This window comes from Cytobacillus sp. NCCP-133 (assembly GCF_026011715.1).
Lineage (GTDB): Bacteria > Bacillota > Bacilli > Bacillales > Cytobacillaceae > Cytobacillus.
In genome coordinates this window covers 567,522-583,667 of the sequence record NZ_BRVM01000001.1, presented here as the reverse complement: position 1 = coordinate 583,667, position 16,146 = coordinate 567,522, and the positions used below count along the sequence as shown (strand labels likewise).

Sequence of the window (16,146 nt, the reverse complement as noted above, 5' to 3'; positions counted from 1 at the left end):
ATTAAAAGGTCAAACCATACTTCTATTTTGACCAAGTCCACCATATACATAAAACAGAGATGTGTATAAAGGGGGGATTTGGTTGATCGAAATCATTTTCCAAAGCAGTGCAGATGCCAGGAATTTTCATGAACAGCTTCATGGACGGCTTCTGCCTTCTAGCCAAACGGATAAAAAAACTCTTCAATTTGAAGGTCAACATATAGTAAAAATCTTTATTGATCATCATATAAAAGATTTGGAATGTGTTAAAGAAGTATTTTGCCAGTTTATTGTGAACCGCAAGCAGGATGATTGGTTCAGAAAAATTTTAATGGAAAATTATTATTATGAAGATGAAGGTGAACAGCAGCAAATTTTAGAGATTATCCATTCTATTTTAGAAGGAAACCGGGAGGATCTTGCTGCATTTGTCAGTGATCTCGATGTTAATGGGAGCTTGAAATGCGCAATCGATCAGCTGTTTCAAGAGAATATTTCATTTTCTTTTGATTCCTTTGTAAAGTTTCGGATGCGTCCACTGATGGATCAGATGGCAAAATATGTGGAAGTATCCATTGATGAGTATAAGATGGAGCAGGAATACCAGATGTTTATTCAGACATTAAGGGACTTTTTATCAGGCAGGAAGGCTAAGCTGGATAAAATCCATATTCTTATGGATGAGGGCATTACGTTTTTTGATGATCAGTTTTATGAAATGAAACGCGGGGAGCTGTTAAGGATGATTGACCGGAAGCTAATCTCCAATCATCCTGTATATGTAGATTCCGGCACAATTGCACCGCTTCTATCCATAGCACCATCCTGCATTTATCTTTATTCGGATGATTACGAACAGCCACTGGTGAGAACCATTCGGAATATATTTGAAGAAAGGCTTGTGCTCGATTCCATTTCAGCCTTTTACGAAAATAAAAGATTCTATCCTTACGCAGCGGATGAAAAAATGTAAAGATACCCTTGATTTTCCTGAAGTAACAAACTATAATAACGTACATATTATGATAATTAAGCAAATGTTGCGATGAGGACAAGGGTATTCTTAAACGGTTCAAAGAGAGGGAAGGCATGGCTGAAACCTTCCTAACACGATTTGAATGCTTACCGCCTCTGAACTCCAGCCAGGAAATGGGCTGGCGGGAAAAGACCGTTATCTTACTACAGAGTCATTTTTTAGTTGCGAAAAGTGAGAAGTAGGGTGGAACCACGTGTTAATCATAACTCGTCCCTTTTTTAGGGGCGGGTTTTTTGTTTTTTAAACTGTAAAACGCGCTTTAGGAGTAAATCAGAATCAAAGCTCCTGCGCCTAGCCCCTCGAGGTCACAAGCTTGTCTGATGCTTGTCGTCCCTGGGCAGTCGCTCCACATTTCGGGCAAGCCTCCAAAAAAGGAAAGAACGCCTTTTTTGGAGGCTCGTCTTGTGCTTGTCGGGGCTGATCGAGGCGCTTCCCGCTTTTCGCAGTCTGACGGGCAGTAAATCCCTATGCAAGTTGGTGACACTCGATAAGATATGTAGAGATAACTGCCCGTTAGGCCCGATAAGTTCAACTAACAATCAGGAGAAAATCACTCCTGATTGAAGTTTCACTTTATAAATAAGGAGGAAATATCATGTCAGAAGTTGTTAAAGTTTCGTTTCCAGATGGTGCTGTAAAGGAATTTCCAAAGGGAACGACAACAGAAGATATTGCAGCTTCAATCAGCCCGGGCCTTAAGAAAAAGGCGATTGCCGGTAAACTGGATGGAGAAATGTATGATCTTCGCCGTCCGATTGAAAACGATGGGGCAATTGAAATTGTTACACCTGACTCAAGCGATTCGCTGGAGGTTCTTCGCCACAGCACAGCCCATTTGATGGCTCAGGCGATTAAACGTTTATATAAAAATGTAAAGCTTGGAGTAGGGCCCGTAATTGAAGGCGGTTTTTATTATGACATCGACCTGGAGGAATCATTGTCTCCAGAGGACCTTCCTGTGATCGAAAAAGAAATGAAAAAGATCATCAATGAGAACCTTGAAATTGTACGCAAAGAAGTCAGCCGCAATGAGGCGGTTGAGATGTACAAAGAAATTGGCGACGAATATAAACTTGAACTAATTGAAGCCATTCCTGAAGATGAAACAGTGACAATCTATGAGCAAGGTGAATTTTTTGACCTTTGCCGCGGCGTTCACGTTCCATCAACAGGAAAACTGAAAGAGTTCAAGTTATTGAGCATTGCGGGAGCATACTGGAGAGGCGACAGCGATAATAAAATGCTTCAGCGCATTTATGGAACAGCTTTCTTTAAGAAGGAAGACCTTGCTGAGCATTTACGTTTGCTTGAGGAAGCGAAAGAGAGAGACCACCGTAAAATCGGCAAAGAGCTTAATTTGTTCATGAACTCGCAAAAGGTTGGGCAGGGCTTGCCGCTATGGCTCCCGAAAGGCGCAACAATCCGCCGCAACATTGAGCGCTATATTGTTGATAAGGAAGAAAGACTGGGTTATGACCATGTGTACACTCCAATCATGGGAAGCGTGGATCTTTATAAAACATCCGGCCACTGGGATCATTATCAGGAAGACATGTTCCCTGTGATGGAAATGGATAACGAACAGCTTGTTCTTCGTCCAATGAACTGCCCTCATCACATGATGATCTACAAAAATGGCATTCACAGCTATAGAGAGCTTCCTATTCGGATTGCTGAACTTGGAACTATGCACCGCTATGAAATGTCTGGAGCATTATCGGGGCTTCAGCGTGTGCGCGGCATGACTTTAAATGATGCCCATATTTTTGTGCGTCCTGACCAAATCAAGGAAGAGTTCAAGCGCGTTGTTCACTTGATCCTTGAAGTATATAAAGATTTCGATATCAATGACTATTCATTCCGCCTGTCCTACAGAGATCCGCAAGATACGGAGAAATACTTTAATGATGATGAAATGTGGGAAAAAGCACAGGCAATGCTAAAAGAGGCCATGGATGAAATCGGCCTTGATTACTTTGAGGCAGAAGGCGAGGCAGCTTTCTACGGTCCGAAATTGGATGTTCAAGTTAAAACTGCGCTTGGCAAGGATGAGACATTATCTACTGTCCAGCTGGACTTCCTGCTTCCTGAACGTTTTGATTTAACTTATGTAGGAGAAGATGGAAAGCCTCACCGCCCTGTGGTTATTCACCGCGGTGTCGTTTCCACTATGGAACGATTTGTGGCATTCCTTATTGAAGAATACAAGGGAGCATTCCCGACGTGGCTCGCGCCTGTTCAACTCCAGGTAATTCCTGTCTCTCCTGATGTACACTTTGACTATGCAAAACAAGTACAGGAGCAGCTGCAAGCTGAGGGCTTCCGGGTTGAACTTGACGACCGCAATGAGAAAATTGGCTACAAGATCCGCGAGGCCCAAATGCAAAAAACTCCGTATATGCTTGTAGTTGGGGACAATGAAGTAGCTGAAAAAGCTGTCAATGTACGCAAATACGGAGAGCAAAAATCAGAAACCGTATCATTCGAAGACTTTATCGCTTCTTTAAAAGCTGAAGTAAAGCGCTGATGAAAGGAAGGGCTGCGTAATGTGCGGCCCTTTTTCCGTTTGCTGAGGGCGAAGGGTTGATCTATTTGAAACTTTGGTTGATAAATGCTTAATTTTGATTGATAAAACAGAGTTTCTGTTGATAAATTAAAGATTTTATTGATAGACTTTTTCAGTCATGTGTTAAGCAATCATGAAAAATGGGTACATAATTCTTTTCCGAAGAAAATAACAAAATCATATTGCAAAAAGTGATTTATTTTGATATGCTTTTCTTCGTTGTGATAAAAGTTATTCGTTTGACAAAAAATCATACTTTGTGATATAGTAGCTAATGAATTGAATACAGTTTGAGGAAAAGAAGAAGCACCCGCTTCTCACCTGATTGACGCAAAGTGCAGTTGGCAGGTTTTACGTGAACATTTTTTGTTTATATACGTAAGTGTGGGTGTTTTCATCCGCACTTTTTTATTTGGTTAAAAACAGTTCAGCTTCCCTTTCGGAAGAGAAATGTTTCATAACTTGCGATTCAGCTTTGGTCCGGTGCAGATAGCTGCTTATAAAGCTGTCAATCTCCAGCAGGCGCTTGCGCTTTTCTTGACCCAAACGTTGTGTTCGCATTAAACCTTGGAGGTGTCTAGCTATTAGCAAAGATATGTTGTTAAACGAGGGCATTCGCGCCCGCGAAGTCCGTCTTATTGATCAAAACGGCGAGCAGTTAGGTATTAAATCAAAATTCGACGCACTTGAGATTGCTTCTCGTGCCAATCTTGATCTGGTTCTGGTTGCACCGAACGCGAAGCCTCCGGTAGCCCGTATCATGGACTACGGAAAGTTCAAGTTCGAGCAGCAGAAGAAAGACAAAGAAGCTCGCAAAAACCAGAAGATTATCAGTATTAAAGAAGTTCGTCTTAGTCCGACTATTGAAGAGCATGACTTTAATACTAAACTTCGCAATGCGATTAAATTCCTTGAAAAAGGCGATAAAGTAAAAGCATCGATCCGATTCAAAGGTCGTGCCATTACGCATAAGGAAATCGGCCAGCGTGTTCTAGTCCGTTTTGCGGAATCTTGCAATGAAGTTGCAGCAGTAGAATCACATCCAAAAATGGATGGCCGAAGCATGTTTATGGTCTTAGCACCGAAAAACGACAAGTAAGAGGAGGAATTCCCCATGCCAAAAATGAAAACTCACCGCGGCGCTGCTAAGCGTTTCAAAAGAACAGGTTCTGGTAAACTGAAGCGTTCTCATGCTTACAGAAGCCATATGTTCGCTAACAAATCTCAAAAGCAAAAGCGCAAGCTTCGCAAAGGAACTCTTGTTTCTTCAGGCGATTACAAGCGTATTCGTAACTTATTAGTAAATCTTAAGTAATATCTCGAAAATAGGAGGGAAATAATATGCCACGTGTAAAAGGCGGTACAGTTACTCGCAAACGTCGTAAAAAAGTCATTAAATTAGCTAAAGGTTATTTCGGTTCAAAACATACATTATACAAAGTTGCTAACCAGCAGGTTATGAAATCCCTAATGTATGCTTACCGCGATCGTCGCCAGAAAAAGCGCGACTTCCGTAAACTTTGGGTTACTCGCATTAACGCAGCAGCTCGCATGAACGGTCTTTCTTACAGCCGTTTAATGCACGGATTAAAGCTTGCTGGCATCGAAGTTAACCGCAAAATGCTTGCTGAATTAGCAATCGCTGACGAAAAGGCATTTGCTGAATTAGCATCAGCTGCAAAGCAGCAGCTTAGCAAGTAATAATTGATCAACAGCCATTCTCTAACAGGGAGTGGCTGTTTTATTTTCTTTTCTTGGCTTAGTTAAATGATGGTGTTGATTTCCGTTCCAGGCACGCAGCAAACCCGCGGGGAGGGCGGTGAGCCTCATCGGCGCTCACGCCTGTGGGGTCTCGCCTGTCCCACTCCTCCTGCAGGACGTTGAATAAGCTTCCATGAATGAACACCGCACGAAGGAAATGCGAAGCATTTTCGAGGATCGAGCGCCTTCCGCTTCAATCAACTTAGTGAAAAATCTACAATAAGCTTTTTCTTAAGAGCAAATCGATCTTACAAAAAAAATTGCCATTTACTTATAGACAGAATCCTCCGCTTCTCTTAAGCTCATTACAGGCTTAATACATACAAAGGAGATCAAGCATGATTAAATCAATTTTTCTCATTTATCTGATTGTGAATTTTGCCGGCTTTTTCTTAATGAAGCTGGATAAAGAAAAGGCGAAAAGAAAACAGTACCGGATCAGTGAAAAGAATTTGTGGCTTGTTGCTTTCTTAAGTGGTGCTGCAGGGATGGCGCTTGGGATGAACACCTTTAGGCATAAAACAAAACATCTTCAATTTAAAATTGGTTTACCTGTTTTAGCTTTGCTGGAAGCAGGGTTAATCCTGTATCTGATTATTCAATTGTCATAAGCAGGCATGGCCTTCCATAAGCTTTAGTGAACACCCAGAATGTCAGCAGGGGAGAAGGTGGATGCATGAATGACCAATTGTCGCTGCTGTTTGTGATTGTGGAGACTGCAGGAATTCTTGCTCCCATTGCTTTTATTTTTTTCCATCTCATCAGGCAGTTTTTGTTTGTTCCTGTTCCGCTCGTTTGTGTGACAGGGGGAGTCTTATTTGGAAGCTTTTTTGGCGCTGCTTTTTCGATGATCGGATTATTTATGAGCAGCATTCTCTTCTACTTCATGATCAGTAAAATGCCAAAAACACATGAAAAGCTCTCCACCTTAAAGAAAAAATGGTTCGGTGAATACCGGAATTTGACTGTCGGGCAGGTAACAGTCTTAAGGCTTATTCCATTTATCCACTATCATCTGCTAAACTTTTGTTTGATGGAGAGAAACAGGAATTTTAGTGATTATGTAAAAAATTCCTGGATCAGCAATTTGCCTCTGGCGATTTTTTATACCGTATTCGGAGAGTTCATCAGCCGGTTTACTCCCTCAATGATTCTGTTAATTCTATTTTCTTTAGCTATTTTAGTGTTTGTTTTAAGGGAAAAAGTCACGGTGATAAAGTGGAGGGAATTCTTTAAAGCAGCATAAAAAAACGTTCGGTCAGCCGAACGTTTTTTACATATGATCATGAAATGGTTCCTCTGGGGAAGGGGCTTTATGCAAAAACTCCTTAACGGGGCTCTTCCAGTCGACTTTGGCATTTGGATAGGCTTCGCTGATTTTTCTTTCGATGAAAAGAAAATCTTCCCGAACCATTCCTTTAAGGGCAGCAGTGCTGCGCGGCCAGATAAAAATAGACACGACTTCAAAAGCATTGTCCGTTGTACCGAGATACTTTTCGCCTTCAAATAAAACACCTTTATACGTAATCAGGAAATTTTTCCGGACATTTTCCGGGTCATCCCAAAAATAATAACGTTTTTGTTCGTGGGCAAGTTCAAGCTTTCGCTTCGAATTCAGAAGATATTTTACCGCTGTGTATATAAGAAAAAGGATGAGTGCAAACAACAGCATGCGCAGGAGCCACATAATAACCAGCCCTCCAATATGATTTTCTTTACTTTACGGATGAGATCTAAAAAAGTTTCAACTTTTTATCAATTTGCTATAATTTTTTTAAACAGAAATAGTGAGATATAATTTATATAGTTATTTAAGTATATAGGATGGTGGAAAATGAATTATCAGCAATTATTTAAAATGCAAAAGGGATTGGATCAGCATATAGAAAAAAATCATCAGCTGCAGGATGAAGATTTATTTGAGCGCAAGGTTTTGGCCTTGCTTGTTGAATTAGGTGAGCTTGCAAACGAAACAAGATGTTTTAAATTTTGGAGCTTAAAACCTTCTTCTCCTCAGGAAACAGTATTGGAAGAGTTTGTAGACGGGATACACTTCATTCTATCAATCGGCATTGAGTGCGGATTTGACCGGGAAGCAGAGTATGCAATCACTTTAGAAAAAGAAGATTCCGTCAATGGGCAGTTTTTAGCTGTTTATGAAGCTATCGGCAAATTTCGGACAAGCCGTTCACCTTCCCATTACAAAGATCTAGTTACAGCTTATTTAAACCTTGGGGAAATGCTTGGATTCACCTCTTCAGATATAGAAAAGGCATATATAGACAAAAATGAAGTAAATTATAAAAGGCAGGCGGAAGGTTACTGAGATTAAAAATCCGTCTTCAGCAGGATTGGATACCTGTCTGATAATTCTTTATATTAATTCGCAGGTTCTGTATAATAGGAATGAATACATATTAAGGGAGTCGAAATGATGGCTGAATTAGATGAAACATTGACAATGCTTAAAGAATTAACAGATGCCAAAGGGATTCCGGGCAATGAGCGCGAACCGCGCGAAGTGATGAAAAAATACATTACAGCATACGCTGATGAAGTGACAACAGATGGACTAGGGAGTTTAATTGCGAAAAAGACCGGTCAGGAAGGCGGCCCTAAAATCATGATAGCAGGCCATCTGGATGAAGTTGGATTCATGGTAACAAGCATCGATGATAAAGGATTCATCCGCTTCCAGACTGTTGGCGGCTGGTGGTCCCAGGTTATGCTTGCACAGCGTGTCACGATCGTAACTTCCAAGGGAGATGTAACGGGGGTAATTGGATCAAAGCCACCTCATATCCTATCTCCGGAAGCACGCAAAAAGCCAGTTGAAATTAAAGACATGTTTATTGATATCGGGGCTTCCAGCCGTGAAGAAGTGAAGGAGTGGGGAGTTAAACCTGGTGACATGGTGGTTCCTTATTTCGAATTCACAGTAATGAACAATGAAAAAATGCTTTTGGCAAAAGCATGGGATAACCGCATTGGCTGTGCGATTGCCATTGATGTTTTAAAGCAATTGAAAGATGCTGACCATCCTAACGTTGTTTACGGTGTAGGAACAGTACAGGAAGAAGTTGGACTGCGTGGCGCCCGCACTTCTGCGCAAAAGATCGAGCCGGATATCGCATTTGGTGTCGATGTTGGAATTGCAGGAGACACTCCCGGAATTTCTGAAAAAGAAGCAATGAGTAAAATGGGCAAAGGGCCGCAAATCATTCTTTATGATGCATCCATGGTTTCGCATAAAGGTTTGCGTGATCTTGTTACTGATGCAGCCGATGAATTGAATATTCCATATCAGTTTGATGCGATTGCAGGCGGAGGAACAGATTCAGGCTCCATCCATGTGACGCATAATGGCGTACCTTCCCTTTCCATTACAATCGCAACACGCTATATCCATTCACACGCAGCAATGCTTCATCGTGATGACTACGAAAATGCAGTCAAGCTGATTACTGCAGTAATTAAGAAGCTTGATCGTGAAACAGTTGATAAAATTACTTTTGAGTAAGTTTCTTTAAAAACTCCGGGAGCATTCCCGATTTTTTGCTCTAATTAGGGGCTGCAAAAAACGTAAAACTGCGCTTAACATGATTCTTAGCCAGCAGATTAAAGATCAAAACACCCCCTTTAAATGGTTTACAAAAAGAATGCAAAAAAGATAGAATAGGGCCAGATATCAGAGCAGTTTTTATGTGAGGTGGAGAAGATTATCTGGGAATATATATTAGTTTTTATTCTGGCGGCTATTCCATGGATAGAAATTGCAGCAGTTATCCCTCTAGCCATTCTCAAGGGTTTGAATCCGTTTCTTGTTGCACTGCTTTCATTCGCGGGAAATTTTTTTACGGTTTTCCTGCTGATTGTTTTATTTGAACGGTTTCAGGAATGGAGAAGAAAAAGGAAAGGAGCAGAGGAGAAGGAAACTGGCCGTTCCAAAAGAGGCAAGGAGATTTGGAACCGATATGGGCTGCCAGGCTTGGCTCTCGCCGGCCCTATACTAATCGGGACCCATATTGCAGCTGCAATTGGGATGGGGTTAGGGGCAAAAAAGCAATGGACTACCCTTTGGATGACCATTTCACTTGTATTATGGAGCGGGATTTTTGCTGTCGCCAGCCATTTTGGTTTTGATTTTTTTAGAGGCTAAAGAAGAAAACTGCCCTTCGAGGAGCAGTTTTCTTCATTTCGGTTGTTAGTTATTTAAGTCCGCTTTCCAATGTTTGGAGCATCTCCTGTTTGTCTTCCTCAGAAGAGTTTCTCCAGATTACTTCAAATAAAACACCTAGACCAGGCAGCATTTTTTCTTCTCCGTTTTGAATCGCATCTACGATTGTATCTTTTAGTTCATCTTGAGAATTCCCTGAAACATTGTGTAAAATAGCATTGCGAAGGTTTAAGTTCACCTTTATGCACTCCTTCCAGATTTAATTCGTTATTATGTTCTCTATTTTCGCTTTTATTATGTATTTTAAATTGGATAAACTAAAAAAAATTGTATAAAAGAAATTCCGGATCTGCGGTTTTTCTATAAAAAGGAGAGACAGCGTTGAATCATATTCAATCTGCAAAAAACCCTAAAATAAAAGAGTGGAAAAAGCTCTTAACTAAAAAAGAGCGGGATCAAACAGGCACTTTTTTGGTTGAAGGCTTTCATCTGGTTGAAGAAGCCCTTGCAGGCGATCGAATTATAGAGATGATTATCATCGAAAGTAAGGACATGCCTCCTGGGTGGAATTATGGCGATATTCCTGTGACGATGGTAACTGATGAGATTATTGGAATGCTGGCTGACACAGAAACACCTCAAGGCATTCTTGCAGTCTGCGAACAGGATCATTCATCTGTTGATATTGAAGGCAGAAGGTATTTGCTGATTGATGCAGTTCAGGATCCGGGTAATCTCGGCACCATGATTCGTACAGCAGATGCTGCTGGGCTGGATGCCGTCATTGTGGGAGAAGGAAGCGTAGATGTTTATAATCCAAAGGTACTCCGCTCAGCTCAAGGGAGCCACTTTCATCTGCCTGTCATAAAAGGGAATTTGTTTGATTGGGTGAACAGACTTAAGGAGAATCATGTACCTGTTTATGGAACTGCTTTGGAAGGTGCCAGTGAATACACGGGGCACGGGCAATTAGATTCCTTTGCCCTCTTGGTCGGAAATGAAGGTAGGGGAGTTAACAAGGAGCTGTTAACTCAAACAACCGCTAATCTCTATATCCCGATATTAGGTAAAAGTGAATCACTTAATGTTGCAGTAGCTGCCGGAATCCTGCTTTATCATTTCAGAAAATAAAAAATGGGCAGCGTTTTTATGAAAACCGTTTGAAACAGCTTGAAGAATATAATATAATTAACAGCAAAATTATAAGAAATAAAACGATGATGGAGATCAGTACTTTGTCAAAACCTTTTCAGGGAGAAAATGCCTTAGACTGAAAGCATTTTTACAGGGATTGCAAAGGAATTTTCAACTCCTGAGTTGGCATCGGGACCATTGAAAGCATTGTTGGCGTTCGGCTGAGTTGTTCAGCTGCAGCGGCTGGCCCCTCGAGGTCATAAGCCAATCCTCTCAGAAAGGTAAAGAACGCCTTTCCAAGAGGCTCGCCTTATGCTTGTCGGACTTGCACAGGATGTGCTGACTTCAACGTTCGCCACAGGACGTGGCGGTTCTTAGTTGAAGTTCATCCTAAGCCACTTCCGCTTTTCTTTGTAAAGATGTACCGGCACATGCCGTTATCTCAATGAAGTGAACACGTGCTTTATGTACATATATGTGTTAAAAAGGGTGGTACCGCGAAACCTCGTCCCTTTATGGGGATAGAGGTTTTTTGTTTTGGCTAAAAAAGTAAAAGGAATCAATTAAAGGAGGATTTTCAGATGCAAGAGCGTTTAAAAGAACTGCAAACTGAAGCGTTGGAAAAAATCAGTACTGCTGCTGATTTAAAAGAACTTAATGATATCCGTGTATCTTATCTGGGCAAAAAAGGCCCAATTACAGAAGTTCTAAAAGGAATGGGAAAATTGTCTGCTGAAGAGCGCCCGAAAATGGGGGCCCTTGCGAATGAAGTGCGGGACAGCATTGCTGCTGGAATTGAACAAAAGCAGAAACACCATGAAGAAGCAGCTGTGAAGCAAAAGCTGGCCGCTGAAAAAATTGATGTCACTCTTCCAGGACGTCCTGTTAAAACAGGTAACCATCATCCATTAACACGCATTATCGAAGAAATAGAAGATTTGTTCATTGGAATGGGCTATACAGTGGCAGAAGGTCCTGAAGTTGAAAAAGATTATTATAATTTTGAAGCGCTGAATCTTCCTAAAGGCCACCCTGCCCGTGATATGCAGGATTCTTTCTATATTACAGAAGAGATTCTTCTTCGCACACATACTTCTCCAGTACAGGCAAGAACGATGGAGAAGCATGAAGGCAAAGGGCCGGTTAAAATCATTTGTCCGGGAAAAGTGTATCGCCGTGATAATGATGATGCAACACACTCTCATCAGTTCATGCAAATTGAAGGACTTGTTGTGGATGAGAATATCCGTATGACAGACCTTAAAGGAACACTTGAAGTGTTTGCAAAGAAAATGTTCGGAGATGACAGGGAGATTCGTCTTCGCCCAAGTTTCTTCCCATTTACAGAGCCATCTGTTGAAATGGATATCTCCTGTAAAATTTGCGGCGGAAAAGGATGCAGTGTATGTAAAGGAACTGGCTGGATTGAAATTCTCGGTGCCGGGATGGTTCATCCAAATGTTCTTGAAATGGCAGGATTCGACTCCAAGAAATACACAGGCTTTGCATTCGGAATGGGTCCTGAGCGAATTGCCATGCTGAAGTATGGTGTAGATGACATTCGCCACTTCTACACAAATGATGTTCGATTCTTAAAACAATTTTCAATTCATGAATAATTAGAAAAGCGGAGGCGGCTGCTCACATAAGAAGGCAGACTAAGAACGCCACGTCCTGTGGCAACGTCTGCATGACCCCATCCTGGGGGCCTCAAGCATAAGGCAAGCTGAAAGGAAGGTTGCACTTTAACCTTTATGGCAGAATGACTTATGATCTTGAGGGGTTAGGAGCCGAAGCTGGACAATTAAAGAGGAGGATATTACATGTTCGTTTCATATAAATGGCTCCAGGAATATGTTGATTTATCAGGAGTAACTCCTGTTGAGCTTGCAGAAAAGATTACAAAAAGCGGTATTGAAGTTGAAGGCGTAGAAGTTCTGAATGAGGGAATCAAGGGTGTTGTCGTTGGTCATGTCCTGGAAAGAGAACAGCATCCAAATGCCGATAAACTTAATAAGTGCTTGGTTGATACAGGAGCAGGCGAGCCAGTACAAATCATTTGTGGAGCTTCCAATGTCGATAAAGGACAGAAGGTGGCTGTTGCAACAGTCGGAGCTGTACTTCCAGGCAATTTTAAAATAAAGCGTGCTAAACTTCGCGGAGAAGAATCAAGCGGGATGATTTGCTCCCTGCAGGAGTTAGGCTTTGATAGCAAACTTGTCGCAAAGGAATATTCTGAAGGGATTTATGTGTTCCCTGAAGACGTTGAGGTTGGACAGAATGCCATTGAGCAATTAAACCGTGACGATCAGGTTCTTGAGCTTGGATTAACGCCAAACCGTTCAGACTGCTTAAGCATGCTGGGCGTTGCCTATGAAGTGGCAGCTATTTTAGGAAGAGAAGTAAGGCTCCCTGAGCCGCAAGTGGAGACTTCTTCTGAAGAGGCATCAGATTACATCGATGTTCAGGCGGAAGCAAAAGAAGATAACCCTTTATACGTTGCCAAGGTTATTAAGAATGTAAAAGTAGGCCCGTCACCAGTATGGATGCAGGCACGATTAATGGCAGCCGGAATCCGTCCTCACAATAATGTAGTGGATGTAACGAACTACATTCTGCTGGAATACGGACAGCCGCTTCATGCTTTTGACTATGACCGCTTGGGGTCAAAAGAAATTCTTATCCGCAGAGCAAAAGACGGAGAAGTGATTGTTACACTTGATGATGCAAAGCGTGAGTTAACATCTGACCATCTTTTAATTACAAATGGCTCAGAACCGATTGCGCTTGCTGGCGTTATGGGCGGAGCTAATTCTGAAGTGCAATCTGATACTAAGAATGTACTTATTGAATCAGCTTATTTCAAAGGTGCAACTGTAAGAAAGGCATCCAAGGATCATGGCCTTAGAAGTGAAGCGAGCTCCCGTTTCGAAAAAGGAGTAGACCCGAACAGAGTCAGGGATGCGGCTGAAAGAGCGGCCCAATTGCTTGCTGAATATGCTGGCGGTGAAGTGCTGGAAGGTTCTGTAGAGGCAGATTCACTAAAGGTTGAGCCTGCGGTGATTTCCGTAACACTCGAAAAGATTAACCGTGTGCTTGGTACAGCTTTGTCCATGAAGGAAGTAAAAGAAATCTTTGCCCGCCTTCAATTTGAAACTTCGGCTGACCATCATGAAATCACTGTGACAGTGCCCACACGCAGAGGCGACATCACGATCGAAGAAGACTTAATCGAGGAAGTTGGCCGTTTATATGGCTACGGTAATCTGGACTCTACACTGCCGGTTGGGGCTTCAGCACCAGGGCACCTTACCGATTATCAGAATAAGCGCAGATTGGTCCGCCGTTATCTTGAAGGTGCGGGACTTTATCAGGCCGTGACCTATTCTTTGACAAATGAAGCAAAGGCAACACAATATGCACTGGAGGAGCGCGAACCTGTCCAATTGGCAATGCCAATGAGTGAGGACCGCAGCCTGCTTCGCTTAAGCCTCGTTCCTCAGCTTCTTGAGGTATTAAAATATAATTCTGCCCGCCAAAACGATAGCCTGGCTGTTTATGAAACTGGAGCTGTTTTCCTTTCCAATAGCAAAGGTGAATTGCCGGAAGAGCGCGAGCATCTGGCTGGAGCAGTAACTGGCTTATGGGAAATCCACCCATGGCAGGGAGAAAAGAAACCTGTTGATTTTTATGTGGTAAAAGGGATTCTGGAAGGATTATTCGACAATCTGGGGATTTCCGGTAAAATTGCATACCGCCAATCTGAAAAAGATGGCATGCATCCTGGCAGAACAGCTGAAATATTGCTGTCTGGAAATTCTGTTGGCTTTGTTGGCCAGGTTCATCCGACTGTTGAAAAAGAGCTTGATTTGAAAGAGACATATGTATTTGAATTATCTTTGAAGGCTATTTTGGAAGCGGAAGTTGCTCCATTGCAGTATGAAGCGATCCCTCGCTTCCCATCCATCACCAGGGATATTGCCCTTGTGGTTGATAAGGCAGCTGCAGCTGGCGAGCTTGAGGCCATTATTAAAGAAGCTGGCGGCAAGCTATTAAAAGATGTTCATGTATTTGACCTGTACGAAGGCGAGCGTATGGAGCCAGGCAAAAAGTCGATTGCCTTCTCCTTAAAGTACTTCGATCCTGAACGTACATTAACAGATGAAGATGTCGCAAAAGCACATGATCAAGTATTGGATGCTGTGAAGGAAAAAGCCGGAGCGGTATTAAGAGGATAATAAAGAAAAGGGCAGCCTGATGGCTGCCTTTTCTTTATGGTTATTTTTGATTGGCCGTTAAAAGCTGAGTTGTGGCTGATAAAAATAGAAAATTCGCCAATAAATGTCCAATTATGGCCGATAAATAAAAAGTGAAAGCAGCAAAAACCCATTGTTTTCATCCTTATCAATAAAACGGACATTTTTCTTTTAGAGTTTTATTGCTTATATTTCCGGCTATAAAGCTTCATTGTTTTCTCAGTATTGGCAAAATGCAGCTTTACAAAAGTGGACAGGACTTCACGGCCTTTTTCTCTGATTAATCGTGCAGCCGCCTCATCTACCCTGGGACCGGCGCCTTTTGTCAGCCTGAAGCCGGCCGCTTTACTTAGATTTTCAAAATGGCGTACAAAAGCATAGCGTGCCAGTATGGATGCTGATGCTACTGCCAGGTGGATTCCTTCAGCTTTCGTGCTGAAAAATACACGCTCCCTTTGGATGGTTTGCTGATTTTTTAAATAGTTATAGTACACCTCTTCTTTGGCAAATTGGTCGATCAGTATTGCTTCGGGTTTTTCAGGAGCAATTTTACCAAGAACATGGCCAATCGCCTGATTGTGCAGCAATGCCTTAATTTTTCCCTGAGACATGCCTGATTGCTGCAGCTTGTTGTATTTTTCATTATGAAGTGTTAATAAGCTGTGCGGTACGATATCCTTAATTTGCTTAGCAATTTCAATGATTTTTTCGTCCCTAAGATTTTTTGAATCCTTTACACCGAGCTCCTTCAGTAAAGGAATCTGCTCTTTCTTTACATATGCTGCCACAACGGTGATCGGGCCAAAGTAATCACCGGTGCCAACTTCGTCTGACCCTATGACTGAAAGGGAGCTAATATTTTCCGGAAGGCTGGCTGCTGCCGGGCTCTTCTTTTTGCTTGGCTGAGCGCTCCTTGCAGTATCTCCCCATTTCTTAGCTTCTGTTTCACTCCCGCTGCCCTGGAACAGGACTTTGCCTGATTTATAGGCAGTGATCGAACAGCCTGGAACTTTTGCTGCAAATATGCTTCCTGGTGGCTGTTTTTCATTTAAATGCTTAGAATAATAGCTTTTCATTGCCGAAATTTCATTTGTTTTTTTTAAGAGTACCACTTGGCTCATTTCCATTTCTCCTCTAGTGAATTCATTTTTGTTTCATAGCCGTCTTTTTGGAAAAAGTTTTACATGAACTGAGCTCTTTTGACATGCTTTGACTTCCCACCCATTTGCGTTCA

At 42.0% G+C, this 16,146-nt stretch carries 16 protein-coding genes and 1 other annotated feature; of the genes, 13 read left to right on the top strand and 3 right to left on the bottom strand.

All coding sequences use genetic code 11. The annotated features are described in order from the left end of the window. Positions 1–82: 82 nt before the first annotated feature. From ytxC to NCCP133_RS02935, 7 genes are all read left to right on the top strand, one after another. Positions 83–955, top strand: coding sequence for a putative sporulation protein YtxC (gene ytxC / locus NCCP133_RS02965; protein WP_264803464.1), 873 nt, complete (start codon positions 83–85; stop codon positions 953–955). A 658-nt stretch (positions 956–1,613) separates the two neighbouring features. Next, positions 1,614–3,545 (top strand): threonine--tRNA ligase, encoded by a 1,932-nt coding sequence (gene thrS, locus NCCP133_RS02960; RefSeq protein WP_264803463.1) that lies wholly within the window; start codon positions 1,614–1,616, stop codon positions 3,543–3,545. A 331-nt stretch (positions 3,546–3,876) separates the two neighbouring features. Next, positions 3,877–4,000: a sequence feature (ribosomal protein L20 leader region), on the top strand. A gap of 179 nt (positions 4,001–4,179) precedes the next feature. Continuing rightward, complete coding sequence (gene infC, locus NCCP133_RS02955; RefSeq protein WP_264803462.1) at positions 4,180–4,683, top strand: translation initiation factor IF-3; 504 nt, start codon at positions 4,180–4,182, stop codon at positions 4,681–4,683. A 15-nt stretch (positions 4,684–4,698) separates the two neighbouring features. Continuing rightward, positions 4,699–4,899, top strand: a complete 201-nt coding sequence (gene rpmI / locus NCCP133_RS02950; RefSeq protein ID WP_009333215.1) for a 50S ribosomal protein L35 — start codon at positions 4,699–4,701, stop codon at positions 4,897–4,899. Between the two features lie 26 nt (positions 4,900–4,925). Continuing rightward, complete coding sequence (gene rplT, locus NCCP133_RS02945) at positions 4,926–5,285, top strand: 50S ribosomal protein L20 (protein WP_264803461.1); 360 nt, start codon at positions 4,926–4,928, stop codon at positions 5,283–5,285. A gap of 398 nt (positions 5,286–5,683) precedes the next feature. After that, a complete protein-coding gene (locus tag NCCP133_RS02940; protein WP_264803460.1) occupies positions 5,684–5,956 on the top strand; it encodes a DUF1294 domain-containing protein in 273 nt (90 codons plus the stop codon). A gap of 65 nt (positions 5,957–6,021) precedes the next feature. After that, a complete protein-coding gene (locus NCCP133_RS02935; RefSeq protein ID WP_264803459.1) occupies positions 6,022–6,591 on the top strand; it encodes a TVP38/TMEM64 family protein in 570 nt (189 codons plus the stop codon). Between the two features lie 27 nt (positions 6,592–6,618). Here NCCP133_RS02935 and NCCP133_RS02930 read toward each other — a convergent pair whose 3' ends face one another. Next, on the bottom strand, positions 6,619–7,032 hold the full coding sequence (locus NCCP133_RS02930; RefSeq protein ID WP_264803458.1) for a sigma-w pathway protein ysdB: 414 nt from the start codon (positions 7,030–7,032) through the stop codon (positions 6,619–6,621). A 147-nt stretch (positions 7,033–7,179) separates the two neighbouring features. On the opposite strand from NCCP133_RS02930, the gene NCCP133_RS02925 reads away from it, so the two are divergent. From NCCP133_RS02925 to NCCP133_RS02915, 3 genes are all read left to right on the top strand, one after another. Next, a complete protein-coding gene (locus NCCP133_RS02925; protein ID WP_264803457.1) occupies positions 7,180–7,671 on the top strand; it encodes a dUTP diphosphatase in 492 nt (163 codons plus the stop codon). A gap of 108 nt (positions 7,672–7,779) precedes the next feature. After that, a complete protein-coding gene (locus NCCP133_RS02920) occupies positions 7,780–8,865 on the top strand; it encodes a M42 family metallopeptidase (RefSeq protein WP_264803650.1) in 1,086 nt (361 codons plus the stop codon). Between the two features lie 189 nt (positions 8,866–9,054). Continuing rightward, positions 9,055–9,504, top strand: a complete 450-nt coding sequence (locus NCCP133_RS02915) for a small multi-drug export protein (protein WP_309298030.1) — start codon at positions 9,055–9,057, stop codon at positions 9,502–9,504. 49 nt (positions 9,505–9,553) lie between these two features. Here NCCP133_RS02915 and sspI read toward each other — a convergent pair whose 3' ends face one another. Beyond that, entirely contained in the window at positions 9,554–9,760 is a 207-nt protein-coding gene (sspI, locus tag NCCP133_RS02910; RefSeq protein WP_264803456.1) for a small acid-soluble spore protein SspI, read from the bottom strand. A 143-nt stretch (positions 9,761–9,903) separates the two neighbouring features. Between sspI and NCCP133_RS02905 the strand changes: the two genes are divergently transcribed. The 3 genes from NCCP133_RS02905 to pheT all read left to right on the top strand — a co-directional run bounded on the left by NCCP133_RS02905 (position 9,904) and on the right by pheT (position 14,894). Then, positions 9,904–10,653 (top strand): TrmH family RNA methyltransferase, encoded by a 750-nt coding sequence (locus NCCP133_RS02905; RefSeq protein WP_264803455.1) that lies wholly within the window; start codon positions 9,904–9,906, stop codon positions 10,651–10,653. A gap of 584 nt (positions 10,654–11,237) precedes the next feature. Further along, a complete protein-coding gene (pheS, locus tag NCCP133_RS02900) occupies positions 11,238–12,275 on the top strand; it encodes a phenylalanine--tRNA ligase subunit alpha (RefSeq protein ID WP_264803454.1) in 1,038 nt (345 codons plus the stop codon). A gap of 204 nt (positions 12,276–12,479) precedes the next feature. Continuing rightward, positions 12,480–14,894: a phenylalanine--tRNA ligase subunit beta gene (pheT, locus tag NCCP133_RS02895; RefSeq protein WP_264803453.1), complete on the top strand. Its 2,415-nt coding sequence runs from the start codon at positions 12,480–12,482 to the stop codon at positions 14,892–14,894. A gap of 197 nt (positions 14,895–15,091) precedes the next feature. Here the strand turns inward: pheT and rnhC are convergent, their stop codons facing one another. Beyond that, on the bottom strand, positions 15,092–16,033 hold the full coding sequence (gene rnhC / locus NCCP133_RS02890; protein ID WP_264803452.1) for a ribonuclease HIII: 942 nt from the start codon (positions 16,031–16,033) through the stop codon (positions 15,092–15,094). Positions 16,034–16,146 lie beyond the last annotated feature (113 nt).

Coding starts and splice junctions, on each gene's coding strand:
- thrS (WP_264803463.1), top strand. CDS start 1,614: ATGTCAGAAGTTGTTAAAGTTTCGTTTCCAGATGGTGCTGTAAAGGAA.
- infC (WP_264803462.1), top strand. CDS start 4,180: ATGTTGTTAAACGAGGGCATTCGCGCCCGCGAAGTCCGTCTTATTGAT.
- rpmI (WP_009333215.1), top strand. CDS start 4,699: ATGCCAAAAATGAAAACTCACCGCGGCGCTGCTAAGCGTTTCAAAAGA.
- rplT (WP_264803461.1), top strand. CDS start 4,926: ATGCCACGTGTAAAAGGCGGTACAGTTACTCGCAAACGTCGTAAAAAA.
- NCCP133_RS02940 (WP_264803460.1), top strand. CDS start 5,684: ATGATTAAATCAATTTTTCTCATTTATCTGATTGTGAATTTTGCCGGC.
- NCCP133_RS02935 (WP_264803459.1), top strand. CDS start 6,022: ATGAATGACCAATTGTCGCTGCTGTTTGTGATTGTGGAGACTGCAGGA.
- NCCP133_RS02930 (WP_264803458.1), bottom strand. CDS start 7,032: ATGTGGCTCCTGCGCATGCTGTTGTTTGCACTCATCCTTTTTCTTATA.
- NCCP133_RS02925 (WP_264803457.1), top strand. CDS start 7,180: ATGAATTATCAGCAATTATTTAAAATGCAAAAGGGATTGGATCAGCAT.
- NCCP133_RS02920 (WP_264803650.1), top strand. CDS start 7,780: ATGGCTGAATTAGATGAAACATTGACAATGCTTAAAGAATTAACAGAT.
- pheS (WP_264803454.1), top strand. CDS start 11,238: ATGCAAGAGCGTTTAAAAGAACTGCAAACTGAAGCGTTGGAAAAAATC.
- pheT (WP_264803453.1), top strand. CDS start 12,480: ATGTTCGTTTCATATAAATGGCTCCAGGAATATGTTGATTTATCAGGA.
- rnhC (WP_264803452.1), bottom strand. CDS start 16,033: ATGAGCCAAGTGGTACTCTTAAAAAAAACAAATGAAATTTCGGCAATG.